Annotated in this window: 8 protein-coding genes and 1 pseudogene; 6 read left to right on the plus strand and 3 right to left on the minus strand. The window is 72.9% G+C overall.

The window, feature by feature from the left end:
• Positions 1–36 precede the first annotated feature (36 nt).
• The 5 genes and pseudogenes from ACZ43N_RS40825 to ACZ43N_RS40845 all read left to right on the plus strand — a co-directional run bounded on the left by ACZ43N_RS40825 (position 37) and on the right by ACZ43N_RS40845 (position 4,531).
• Entirely contained in the window at positions 37–330 is a 294-nt protein-coding gene (locus ACZ43N_RS40825) for a DUF503 domain-containing protein (RefSeq protein ID WP_055543214.1), read from the plus strand.
• 73 nt (positions 331–403) lie between these two features.
• Positions 404–850, plus strand: a complete 447-nt coding sequence (rbfA, locus tag ACZ43N_RS40830; protein ID WP_468104649.1) for a 30S ribosome-binding factor RbfA — start codon at positions 404–406, stop codon at positions 848–850.
• A complete protein-coding gene (gene truB, locus ACZ43N_RS40835) occupies positions 847–1,761 on the plus strand; it encodes a tRNA pseudouridine(55) synthase TruB (protein WP_468104651.1) in 915 nt (304 codons plus the stop codon). The genes rbfA and truB overlap by 4 nt, the downstream gene beginning before the upstream one ends.
• 685 nt (positions 1,762–2,446) lie before the next feature.
• Positions 2,447–3,447 (plus strand): annotated as a pseudogene (locus ACZ43N_RS40840) (serine protease); the annotation flags it as partial.
• Positions 3,448–3,577: 130 nt separating this feature from the next.
• Positions 3,578–4,531, plus strand: coding sequence for a bifunctional riboflavin kinase/FAD synthetase (locus ACZ43N_RS40845; RefSeq protein ID WP_468104652.1), 954 nt, complete (start codon positions 3,578–3,580; stop codon positions 4,529–4,531).
• Between the two features lie 129 nt (positions 4,532–4,660).
• Here ACZ43N_RS40845 and ACZ43N_RS40850 read toward each other — a convergent pair whose 3' ends face one another.
• The 3 genes from ACZ43N_RS40850 to eccE all read right to left on the minus strand — a co-directional run bounded on the left by ACZ43N_RS40850 (position 4,661) and on the right by eccE (position 10,386).
• Entirely contained in the window at positions 4,661–8,002 is a 3,342-nt protein-coding gene (locus ACZ43N_RS40850) for an SCO5717 family growth-regulating ATPase (RefSeq protein ID WP_468104654.1), read from the minus strand.
• A gap of 228 nt (positions 8,003–8,230) precedes the next feature.
• Positions 8,231–9,052, minus strand: coding sequence for a hypothetical protein (locus ACZ43N_RS40855; protein ID WP_468104656.1), 822 nt, complete (start codon positions 9,050–9,052; stop codon positions 8,231–8,233).
• Positions 9,049–10,386, minus strand: coding sequence for a type VII secretion protein EccE (gene eccE, locus ACZ43N_RS40860; RefSeq protein WP_468104658.1), 1,338 nt, complete (start codon positions 10,384–10,386; stop codon positions 9,049–9,051). Before eccE ends, ACZ43N_RS40855 begins: the two co-directional genes overlap by 4 nt.
• A gap of 195 nt (positions 10,387–10,581) precedes the next feature.
• Between eccE and eccB the strand changes: the two genes are divergently transcribed.
• Positions 10,582–12,117: a type VII secretion protein EccB gene (gene eccB, locus ACZ43N_RS40865; protein WP_468104660.1), complete on the plus strand. Its 1,536-nt coding sequence runs from the start codon at positions 10,582–10,584 to the stop codon at positions 12,115–12,117.
• Positions 12,118–12,120: the final 3 nt, after the last annotated feature.

Genomic DNA, 12,120 nt, shown 5'->3' on the forward strand with positions numbered 1-12,120 from the left:
ATCTACCCCGGCCCGGCGGGTTAACCGGCTACACACATGTACGTGGGGACTCTGTCCTTCGACCTCCTGCTCGGCGACGTACGGTCGCTGAAGGAGAAGCGCTCCGTCGTCCGTCCGATCGTGGCCGAGCTCCAGCGGAAGTTCGCGGTGAGCGTGGCGGAGGTCGACCATATGGATCTGCACCGCCGGGCCGTCATCGGGCTGGCGGTCGTCTCCGGTGACACGGGGCACCTGACCGACGTACTGGACCGGTGCGAGCGGCTGGTCGCCGGTCGTCCCGAGGTGGAACTGCTCTCGGTCAGACGGCGGCTGCACGGCGACGACGACTAGACCGGTCGCGGAGCCGGATCGCAGGACAATTCAAGAAACAGCGGTAACGCAGAACGAGCTAGGAGACGGACCAGTGGCCGACAACGCGCGCGCCAAGAGGCTGGCGGACCTCATCCGAGAGGTGGTGGCCCAGAAGCTGCTGCGCGGGATCAAGGACCCGCGGCTCGGCTCACACGTCACCATCACGGACACCCGGGTCACCGGGGACCTGCGGGAGGCGACCGTCTTCTACACGGTGTACGGGGACGACGAGGAGCGGGCGGCGGCCGCCGCCGGACTGGAGAGCGCCAAGGGCATCCTCCGTTCCGAGGTCGGCCGGGCCGCGGGCGTGAAGTTCACGCCGACGCTCACCTTCGTGGCCGACGCCCTCCCGGACACCGCCCGCACCATCGAGGACCTCCTCGACAAGGCGCGTACCTCGGACGCCAAGGTGCGCGAGAGCGCCTCAGGGGCGAAGTACGCCGGTGACGCCGACCCGTACAAGAAGCCGGGTGACGACGAGGACGACGTCGCCGAATGACCCAGCAGCGCCAGAAGAGCACCACGCCCGACGGGCTTGTCATCGTCGACAAGCCGTCGGGCTTCACTTCGCACGACGTCGTCGCCAAGATGCGCGGCATCGCACGGACCCGCCGGGTCGGGCATGCGGGCACCCTGGATCCCATGGCCACCGGCGTGCTCGTCCTCGGTGTGGAGAAGGCCACCAAGCTCCTCGGTCATCTCGCGCTCACCGAGAAGGAGTACCTGGGCACCATCCGGCTGGGGCAGACCACCGTCACCGACGACGCCGAGGGCGAGATCACGGCGTCGGTCGACGCGTCGAAGGTCACCCGCGACGGCGTCGACGCCGGGGTCGCCAAACTGACCGGCGACATCATGCAGGTGCCGTCCAAGGTCAGCGCCATCAAGATCAACGGGGTGCGCTCGTACAAGCGGGCCAGGGACGGCGAGGACTTCGACATCCCCGCCCGGCCCGTCACGATCTCCTCGTTCGCCGTGTATGACATCCGCGACGCCGTCGCCGGGGACGGCACCCCCGTCCTCGACCTGGTGGTGTCGGTGGTGTGCTCCTCCGGGACGTACATCCGGGCCCTCGCCCGCGACCTGGGCGCCGATCTCGGTGTCGGCGGTCACCTCACCGCGCTGCGCCGGACCCGCGTCGGGCCGTACAAGCTGGACTCGGCCCGGACCCTCGACCAGCTCCAGGAGGAGCTGACCGTGATGCCGATCGCCGAGGCGGCCGCCGCCGCGTTCCCCCGCTGGGACGTCGACACCAAGCGGGCCCGGCTCCTGCTCAACGGCGTGCGCCTGGAGATGCCGGAGGAGTACGCCGGGACCGGCCCCGTGGCGGTCTTCGACGCCGACGGTCGCTTCCTGGCCCTGGTGGAGAACCTGAAGGGCAAGGCCAAGAGCCTGGCCGTCTTCGGCTGAGGCCGCAGGCGGGCCTTGCCGGAGTGCGGAGCGAGGGCGCACCTCCCGGCGAGCGTGGAGCGACGGTCACGGGGTTGCTGTTCCCGCCGCTCCACGGTCCCCCCTCGGTTCCCCCACCCAGAGGTGTATCCACCCGCCCCTCTCTATTCACCCCTTAGTGCAGGCGCTCGGAGTGAACCGAGGGAGCGGAAGGGGGCGCGTTCGCCGAGCGGTCTGAGCGGTGACCCGCCTGCCGGCCCTCGATCTCGCGTTGATCCGCCGAAGGGCTCGGCGTCGACCCGCTCGCCCTTCGCGCTGTGTCACGGGATCGAGGCGGGCACGAACGTCCGCTTCGCCGCCGGCGGCCGGCCCGAGGCGCGGGTACTGGGCGCCGCGGATGTCACCTACACCGCGACGGACGGCTTCCATCTGGTGTCCGGCGCCCTGGAGTTGGCGATCGGGACGGTGGGGAGCGAGGCGCTGCGGGCGGGCGGGGGAGCGGCCGGTGGGCCCGTGCTCGACATGACCGCCGGGGCCGTGGTGGGTGTCCTCGGGACGGCCCTGGAGGCACCCCACCGGTCGGCCGGCTTCGCCGTGCCCCTGGCAGCAGGGGCCGGCCGAACCGGCCGGACGGCTGGAGGAGTTGCTCGTCGCCCTGGACGCGTTGCTGCCGCCGGACAGCACAGCACGGCTCCCGACGACCCCGGAGGAGCCGTCGGCCGTGTGCCGGGCTGTGGACCGGTGGGCGCACGACGAGGGGCCGGCGCGGCGGGTGGGGGCACTGACGTACGGGCTGCGGGCCGCGCCCCACGCGCGGACGGACTCCGACCGTGGCCTGCTCCGCCACGCCGCCCTCACCCTGCTCGCCGGCTCGGCCGACAGCACCCTGCACGGCGGGGCGCTCGCACCGCTCGCACCGCTCGTCCGCGACCCGGGGACCAGGGCCCGGCAGCCGCCGCAGGCGCTGGAGCGGTTCATGGCGGGCGACCCACAGCTGCCCGTGAGCGTGCTCGCCGCCGCCCTGCCCAGCCGCCCCGACCCCGTGCTGAACGCCTTCCGCATCCGGCTGCGGACACCCGGCGCCGACGGTGGCGCCCTGCGCGCCCTGGCCGAGATCACCTCCCCCGCCATCACCTGCCGCGTCAGCGGCCTCGTACGGGAGACCGTGGAGCTGCGCCCCGAGGCGGCCGGGCATGTCGCCGCGTACATCGAGCGGCGTCCGGAGCACCGGCCGGGAACCGTGCCGTACTGTTCCCGTTGATCAGCGGGCTCATCGCCGACGGTCCCGTGCAGGTGCGGGCGGCGCTCGGGGCCGTGTTCGCCGAGCGGGGCACCGTCTCCTCCCGCCCACTGCGCCGCGAGGTCCCTGATCTGCTGCTGGTGACCGAGCATGACCCGTCCGTCCTGGACGGCCTGCCGCGGGCCGTGGCCGCCTCCCGCGTACCCACCGGCGACACCACCGAGGCGGACGCCGCGGACACCAGGAAGCTGGTGCATCGCGTCGGCCTGCTTCTCGTCCGTACGCCCGAAGGGGCGACCCGTCTCGACTGGGCGCTCGTCGACCTCGCCCGCCACGCCCCCGGCTTCGCGGTGCTGGTGGCGAGCTGGCTCAGCGGCACACCGCAGGAATGGGCCGCGGTGCTGGGGCCGAGCACCCGACGGATGATCGAGAACCTGGCGGGCTGGCCGGGGGCGCGGGTGCCCGCCCGAGAGGGGTGCCTCGACCGTGCTCCGGGTCACAGGCAGGATGCCGATGCGGGCCGACGGCTGCGGGCATGGCACCCTTAGACCTGCGTAGAGGCAACCACGGACACAGGTTCGACGAGGAGCGGTCACAGTGCAGCGCTGGCGTGGCTTGGAGGACATCCCCGAGGACTGGGGGCGCAGCGTCGTCACCATCGGTTCCTACGACGGGGTGCACCGTGGGCACCAGCTGATCCTCCGGCACGCCGTGGAACGCGCCCGCGAGCTGGGTGTTCCCTCCGTCGTCGTCACGTTTGACCCGCACCCCAGCGAGGTGGTGCGTCCCGGCACCCACCCGCCGCTGCTCGCAGCGCACCACCGCCGCGCCGAACTGATGGCCGAGCTGGGCGTCGACGCGGTCCTGGTCCTGCCCTTCACAACGGAGTTCTCACGACTCTCCCCGGCCGACTTCGTGGTCAAGGTCCTGGTCGACAAACTGCACGCCAAGGCTGTCGTCGAGGGCCCCAACTTCCGCTTCGGCCACAAGGCCGCCGGCGACGTGGACTTCCTCGCCGAGCAGGGCAAGACGTACGACTTCGAGGTCGAGGTCGTCGACCTGTACGTGACCGGTGAGGCGGGCGGCGGCGAGCCCTTCTCGTCCACCCTGACCCGGCGGCTCATCGCCGAGGGCGACGTCGAGGGCGCACGGGAGATCCTCGGGCGCCCCCACCGCGTCGAAGGCGTCGTCGTACGCGGCGCCCAGCGCGGTCGCGAGCTGGGCTTCCCCACGGCCAACGTGGAGACCCTCCCGCACACCGCGATCCCCGCCGACGGCGTCTACGCAGGCTGGCTGCACGTCGAGGGCGAGGCCATGCCCGCCGCGATCTCCGTCGGCACGAACCCGCAGTTCGACGGCACGGAACGCACGGTCGAGGCGTACGCGATCGACCGGGTCGGCCTCGATCTGTACGGGCTCCATGTCGCCGTCGACTTCTACGCGTTCGTGCGGGGACAGGCGAAGTTCGAGTCGCTGGAGGCGTTGCTCGTGGCGATGGCGGAGGACGTCAAGAAGTGCCGTGAGCTGATCGCGGCGTACACGGGGGAGTAATCCTCTCCGCGGACCGACTGGCCACAGGCCACAGGCCATACGGACAGACCACAGGGCATACGGAAAGGCCCACACCGTCCATCACGGTGCGGGCCTTTCCGTATGCCTAGCTCCTAGCTCCTACGCCTGCTACTGCTGCGGGGGCGCTGCCGGCGGCGGGGTCTGGCCCTGCTGGGGCGGGTACGGCTGACCCGGAGCCGGGTGGCCGGGGTGGGGCTGGGGCGGCTGGCCCGGCTGGGGAGCCTGACCCGGATAGGGCTGACCGGGGTACGGCTGACCGGGGTAGGGCTGACCGGGATAGGGCTGGCCCTGCTGCTGCGGGTACGGCTGGCCCGGTACGGGCTGTCCCGGCAGCGGCGGGGCGGCCACCGGCGGTGGGTTGCCGTCGGAGGTCCACAGGCCGTGCGACTGCTGGTGCCGTGCGATGTCCTCGGCGACCATCGCGGCGAGCGTGAAGTACGCCTCCCGCACCTTCGGCCGCATCATGTCGAGGTCCAACTCCGCACCGGCAGCCAGGTGTTCGTCGAACGGCACCACCACGACGCCGCGGCAGCGCGTCTCGAAGTGGTGGACGATGTCCTCCACCTTGATCATCTTTCCGGTCTCGCGCACACCGGAGATGACCGTGATGGACCGCGCCACCAGGTCCTGATACCCGTGCGCGGAGAGCCAGTCCAGGGTCGTACTGGCGCTGCTCGCACCGTCCACGGACGGCGTCGAGATGATGATGAGCTGGTCGGCGAGGTCCAGCACCCCGCGCATCGCGCTGTAGAGCAGACCCGTGCCCGAGTCGGTCAGGATGATCGGGTACTGCCTGCCGAGCACGTCGATCGCGCGCCGGTAGTCCTCGTCGTTGAAGGTCGTGGAGACGGCCGGGTCGACGTCGTTGGCGATGATCTCCAGCCCCGACGGGGCCTGGGAGGTGAACCGCCGGATGTCCATGTACGAGTTGAGGTACGGGATCGCCTGGACCAGGTCACGGATGGTGGCGCCGGTCTCGCGGCGGACCCGGCGGCCGAGCGTGCCCGCGTCCGGGTTGGCGTCGATCGCGAGGATCTTGTCCTGCCGTTCGCTGGCGAGCGTGGAGCCGAGGGCAGTGGTGGTCGTGGTCTTGCCGACGCCGCCCTTGAGGCTGATGACCGCGATGCGGTAGCACGACAGGACGGGGGTCCTGATCAGTTCCAGCTTCCGCTGCCGCTCGGCCTCCTCCTTCTTGCCGCCGAGCTTGAACAGCCCACCGCCGGACGCCGGACGGCTGCTCTTCGCCTTCTGCTTCTTGCTGTTGAGCAGCCGGTCGGAGGACAGCTCCACCGCCGCCGTGTAACCGAGCGGCGCCACACCGGGGTTGGTCGGCTGCCGCTGATCGTGTTGTACGGGCTGCGGCCAGGCGGTGCCGGTACGAGGGTCGACGGGAGCGGTGGGGGCGGCGTTGCCTGCGGGGGCCTGGGGGTGGCCGGGCTGCGCGGGGGCGCCGGGGTGGCCGAACTGTCCGGGCTGGGCCGGGGTGCCGGGCTGGCCGGGTTGGGCCGGGGGCTGGGGGAAGCCGTAACCCGCCGGGCCGGGCTGGCCGGGGATCGGGGCGTGCGGCTGGTTGGGTCCGCCGGGGCCGCCAGGGGCGTGGGATGCGCCGGGGTGCGGGAAGCCGTAGCCCGCGGGCGGGGCCGGGGGCTGAGGGCTGTCCGGGGTGCCTGGCTGGGCCGGGGGCTGGGGGGAGCCGTAGCCGCCTTGCGGGGGTACGGGCGCCTGTGGGGGCGTGGCCGGAGGCGGGAAGCCGTAGCCGGGGGCAGGCTGCGCCGGGTGCGCGGCGGGCATGGGGGCGTCGGGCCGACCGGGTTGTCCCGGCTGTCCGGGTTGGGCTGGAGCCTGGGGGAAGCCGTAGCCGGCGACGGGCCGGCCTGGCTGGGCCGGGGGCTGCGGGAAACCGTAACCCGCCGGGGGCTGGACCTCGTTGGGGGCCTGCGCGGGAGTTGGCGCGCCCGGAGTGGAGGGTGTACCCGGAACGGGAGGCGCATCCGGCGCCCCCGGCACACCGGGCGCCCCCGGTGCGCCACCGGCCGCGTCGCCCCACGCTGCGGGCGCACCCTGCGGGGTCTGCGGAGTCTGCGGGGTCTGCGGGACGAAGGGCTGCTGCGGAACCGCCGGCTGCGGCGCGGGGGCCGGGGCCTCGGGGAACGCCTGCGTGGCCGGGGCCGACGGAGCGGACGCGGGCCACTGCGCGGCCGGTGGGGGTGCCGCGGGCTGGTACGCGGGCGGCAGCGGCGGCAGCCCGCCCTGCGGGGCCGGCGGTGGAGCCCAGGCGGGAGGAGTGGGCGGTACGGCACCGGAGGCGTCCGGCGAGGCGGGCGCGGGCTGCGCGTCCTGGGGCGCCGGACCCTCCTTCGGGTCGGCGCCCTCGGCGGGCTCGCCGGTGCCAGGGGTGGGCACCCGCGGAGCGGCGTCCTGCGGTACGGCATCTGCCGGCTCGGCCTCGCCGGAGGCGGCTTCCGGGGTGGCGGTGTCTCCGAGCCGCTCGCCCTCTGCGGCGCCGGCTTCGCCCGATGCGACGGTAGCCGCCGAGCCCTCGGCGCTCACGCCGCCCTGCTCGGCCTGATCCTCCGCCGCGGCGGCCGGGCCGCCGTCGGCGGGCCGCTCGGCCGAACCGGCGTCGGCATCGGCCTCGTTGGCGGCACCCTCCGGGGCCTGGACCTGAACCGGGCTCTGGTCCTGGCCGTCGGGCGAGGAACCGCTCTGCGCGGTCCCTTCGGCGCCACGGTCGCCGCCCAGGTCATCCGCACCGACACCGGCCACGTCCTCGGCCTCGGACGCACCTGCACCCGCGCCCTCGGACTTCGGGGTCTGCGGCTCACGCCCCTTCAGCTCCCGGCCCTCGACCGGCTGCTCACCGCCGGAAGCAGCGCCGGCGTCCACAGCGGCGCCGGCACCTGCGTCGGCTCCGGCTTCCGCACCCGCCTCAGTCTTCGCACCCCCGCCGGGGACGGCGCTCCCTCCGTCGTCCGCAGCGGCAGTTGCCTCCTCGGCGGCGGCCACCGCCGCGATGTCCCGCTTCAGCGCGGCGGCGGAGATCCGCATGGTCGCGCCGCTCTCAAGGTCACCGTTGTCGGTGTCGGCCCGGGCGGGAACGGGGGAGGGGGCCGGACCCGGGGTGGGTGCGGCGGCCACCGGGGGCCACGGCGGCGGATACGCGCCGCCCGACGCCGTACCCGCCATGTCGACCGGCGGGCCGGCCGGCGGAGCGGGCGGAGGTGTCGCGGGACCGGCCGCCGGGGAGGCTCCTCCCGCACCCGCACCAGGATCCGCGCTCGTACCCGGATCCGAACCGGCCCCTTGCGACGAGGCGTTCTGCGTGTACCAGGCAGGCGGTGCGTAGTCGATGGTGAACTCGCCCGTCGTCTCGATGGCGGACTCCGCGTCGGACTGGTCATCGCCGGGTGTGGCCCAGCCCCCGCGCATCCCGTCCCGATCGCTGTTCACAGTTCCTCCTGGTGTGGTCGAGCACCCTCAAAGTCGTACCGGGGCCGACCGTTCTCGTCGTTCGAGCCGTGTCGTCCTGAACGTCGTGGTGTGCGCCCCCGGTCCCAGCCTAATCACCACGAGCGTGACGACGGCAGGCCCGCCCGCCCCTCCGCGCGCGCCCGTTCCGTCAACCCCTGCCCGGAGCTGACATCCCCACCTCTCACGCGACCGACCGGGCGCGTGCCCTCAGTCCATCCGTCGGGGCGTGCCCAACAACCCCGTCTCCGCGTCGGTCGGCTGCGTCATCACGTACTGCCGGTCGCGGTCGGCGCACCACAGTGTGACGCCGTCGGCGAGCGTCGGCAGCGACTCCACGTCCGCCCGGGGCAGTGCCATCGTGCGCCCCAACTGGGCGGCCTCGTCCGGCGAGACCCGCTGTACGCCGACCAGCCGCGCCTGGCGGATGAGCCGAGGGGCCACCGGGCTGAGATACGGCAGCAGCGTCAGCACCGACTGCCAGGGCCCGGAGACCACCCGGCCGCGCGGCGGCCGCATACCGCAGTCCCGCACGACCAGGACGGGGTTGCCCGCCGAGGCGCCCTGCGGGGGCACCCGGCCCACGTCGTAGACGGTCATGCCGTTCTGCCCGCCGCCCATGGCGTGCACCATCTGCATCCACAGCTGCGCCCGCCCGGTCTCCACGGCGACGCGCGCCCCCGTCGCCGCCGCGCGCAGGGCGAGGACCTGGGCGGTCCACAGGCCGCCGATGAGGACGACGTCGTACGGCGTGGGCCGGTTGACGCCCAGCACGGCGGGCTGTCCCTCGGCGTCCACCCCTATGACGACCCCGTCGTCACCGATGGGCAGCGCGAGTGAGTCGATCTGCTCGGCGGAGAGCGTGTGCCGCCCGTGCCGGGGCCCGATGAGGCCGAGTCCGGAGCGAACCCGCTCACGCACCCGCTCCCCGACGGAAGGCCCGTTCGCGGGCCGGCCCGATGGCGAACCAATCGGTGAACCAGGCGGATACGAACTCGGCGGCTGCGAACCCGTACCGGTCATGGCCGTCACCTAGCACCCCCGAGGGGCAGAGTGGCGAGCACACCCGGCAGTTGCTCGCGGTCGAGCCGGGCCAGCCCGGTGCCCGCATCCCGGGCGGCCTGCTCCAACGCGCGGCGGGCGGCGACGAGTTCGTCGTCGCCGCGTCCCGTCACCCGGAGGTGCCCGGTGAGCGTCACTTCCTGCCGGTCCCCGCGCCTCAGGGTCAGACTGAAGGTGGTGGCGAGCGCGGGCACGGCCGTCAGCGCGCCCACGAGCTGGGGGAACGAGGGTCCCTGACCGCCCAACTGAGGCCAGCGACGCACCCAGTAGGTGGTGTGCCGCCGGTTGTCGCACCGCCAGCTCCGCCCTGACTCCTCGGTCCGCCGCTGCGGCGTGTCCGTACGCCCCGCCTCGGCCGTCACCAGCGGATTGGCGCAGGCGGAGGTGGCAATGGCGGCGACCAGTTCCTCCTCGTCGAGCACCGTCGCCCGGAATCCGGCACCGGTCAGCCGGCTGGCCAGGTGGTCGGCGACCCGTACGACGCACTTCTGGGCGCCCACGAGACCGCCCCCGCGCATCGCGACGGCCTCCGGGCAGAGTTCGGGGTCGAGCTTCAGGGCGATCCAGGTGATACGGACCGCGGGAGCGCCCGTCTGGGCCTGCAACGGCGCGTAGTTGCTGACGGCCACCGACTGCTGGGGCAGCTGTATCGCGGGCGCCGGCTGGGTGTGCAGCACGACCTGCGCCCCCTCCAGCCGGATGCCGTCGACCTCCAGCGCATCCCGCACCAGCCCCAACGGCAACGGCTGCCGGCTCCGCTCGGCGCGCAGCGCCGTCACGTCCGCCTCGACCTGGAGGACGGCCGTCACGAAGGTGCCGTCCCCGATGATGCCGACGGGCCGACGCTCCCGGCCGCCGTACGCGTACGTCCGCAGACTCGGGTCGCACTCGACGGCGGGCGCGAGGCCGGGCTCGGTCCCCGGCCGTATCACCGACGCCGCAGCCTTCTTCTGCCGCGCCCTCAACCCCCTTGCCGTGGCCAGCCATTCGGGCAGCGAGCGCCCCCTGCGGCGTACCACCGCGGGCAGGACGAGCAGGACGGCGACGATGCCCGCTGGGATCAGGGCCAGGGGACCCACCGCCCAGCCGACCAGCAGGACCGCGACGGCGATTTCCAGCAGAACGATCCGTTGCAAGCGGAACGACCCCGACTGCCGTGGACGAAGACTCAGTTGCACCGCGCCCTGCGGGACGGGCGTCACACCTGGAGCGGACGGCTGCCCCGCAGGGCGCGCCGCGGGGTCCGAGGAGCCCCGTGTCCGCGACCGGTCACGCGACCGGGTCGACGCTCCGGAAACCCTCACTCCATCCCCCCGTTCTGCTCACAACTCACTGCGATTTCCCTGGCACACAAGCCTCAGGAAGACCCAGGTACCCTACCCGCTCCACAGAGTCGTCCCCGTACCAGGCATAGTAGGGGGCCGGTCTGACAACGGAGGGCGGGGGACGGTGACCCCCGAGCGCCAATCAGGGCGAGACACGGGGAGATTCAGGCACACATGGTATCTCGGCGGGACCAGCTCAACGCCTACACCTTCGCGAAGCGCCGTATGCTCGCGTCCTTCCTCCAGTCGTCCCCCGACGGCTCGGACGAGGGAGCACCGCGCCCGCTGCGCGCCGTCCTGCCCGGCACGATCGTCGGAGTCGTCATCGTCGCCGCCTTCGGGGCGTGGGGGATGTTCAAGCCGACGGCGCCGAAGGACTGGGACAAGCCCGGCGAGAAGGTGATCATCGCCAGCAAGTCCACCACCCGGTACGTCGTCCTGGAGACCGAGAGCAGGACCGGCAAGAAGACCCAGCTCCACCCCGTCCTCAACATGGCCTCCGCCAAGCTGCTGCTCGCCACCGGGAAGGGTGAGGTCGTCACCGTCGACGAGTCCGTCCTCGACAAGGGCGACATCCCGCACGGTGTGACGATCGGCATCCCGTACGCCCCCGACCGGCTGCCCTCCGCGGAGGAGGCGGGTGCCGAGAAGCGCTGGGCGGTGTGCGAACGGCCGGGCCCGGGCGGCAGGGCCATCCAGAAGGCGGCGTTCGTCCTCGCCTCTCGCGACATGAACAGGACCGAGGGCCGGAACAAGCTGCGCGGCGGCGAACTCCTCAACGTGGTGGGCCCGGACGGAACCCGCTATGTCGTGGACGCGGGCGGCACCGCCTACAAGGTGGACGGCACCGACAAAGTGCTGGTGCGTACCGTCATCGGGTCGAGTCGCACACCCCAGCGGGTGAGCCGGGAATGGCTCGAAACCCTCCACCCGGGTGACCCGATCACCTTCCCGAAGATCGACGGACGACCGGGTGCCCCGGCGGATGTCCCCGGTCTGCTGGAGGACGACGTCAAGAAAGTCGGCATGGTCCTGATGGCGGGCGACGGGGACGAGCTGCGGTACTACGTGGTGCTCCCGGACCGGGTCGCGCCGGTCTCCGCGTTCGTCGCCAAACTGCTCCTGGCGAGTGAGGATTTGGTTCCCCTCGGCCAGGCGGACGAGGCGCGCAGGGTCAGCACCGGGTCGATCGACCCGGGAAAGCCGTTCGAGGCCGACAGGAAGTGGCCGACCCTGCGTCCCGAGACCGTCAACGACGCCTCGGAGGGCGGCGGGGGCCGCGGCACGGTCTGCAACGTCCTGCGTGACGTCAACGAGAAGAACGGTGTCACCACATTGAGCACGTGGGCCGGCACCGACTTCCCCGCGACGCTGGCCACCGGCTCCTCCAGCGCCTACGTCACCCCCGGTTCCGGCCAGCTCTACCGCCAGTTCCAGGGCGAGGAGACCAAGGCCGGCAGCGTCTTCCTGGTGACCGACACCGGTCTGCGCTACGCCATGCAGTCCAACGCGGACGGCGCCGGGGACGACGCGGGCATCGGCATCACGAAGGAGGAGCGCAAACGGCTCCAGAACGAGGCGCAGCTCGCCCAGGTCCGCCTCGGCTACGGCGACCTGGACCCGGCCGTGATCCCGGCCGAGTGGTCCGTCTTCCTGCCGACGGGGCCCCGGCTGTCGACGGCGGACGCGCGTCAGCCGCAGGGATCGTGAGGG

Source organism: Streptomyces sp. NPDC030814, assembly GCF_055572155.1.

Coding starts and splice junctions, on each gene's coding strand:
- truB (WP_468104651.1), top strand. CDS start 847: ATGACCCAGCAGCGCCAGAAGAGCACCACGCCCGACGGGCTTGTCATC.
- ACZ43N_RS40825 (WP_055543214.1), top strand. CDS start 37: ATGTACGTGGGGACTCTGTCCTTCGACCTCCTGCTCGGCGACGTACGG.
- eccB (WP_468104660.1), top strand. CDS start 10,582: ATGGTATCTCGGCGGGACCAGCTCAACGCCTACACCTTCGCGAAGCGC.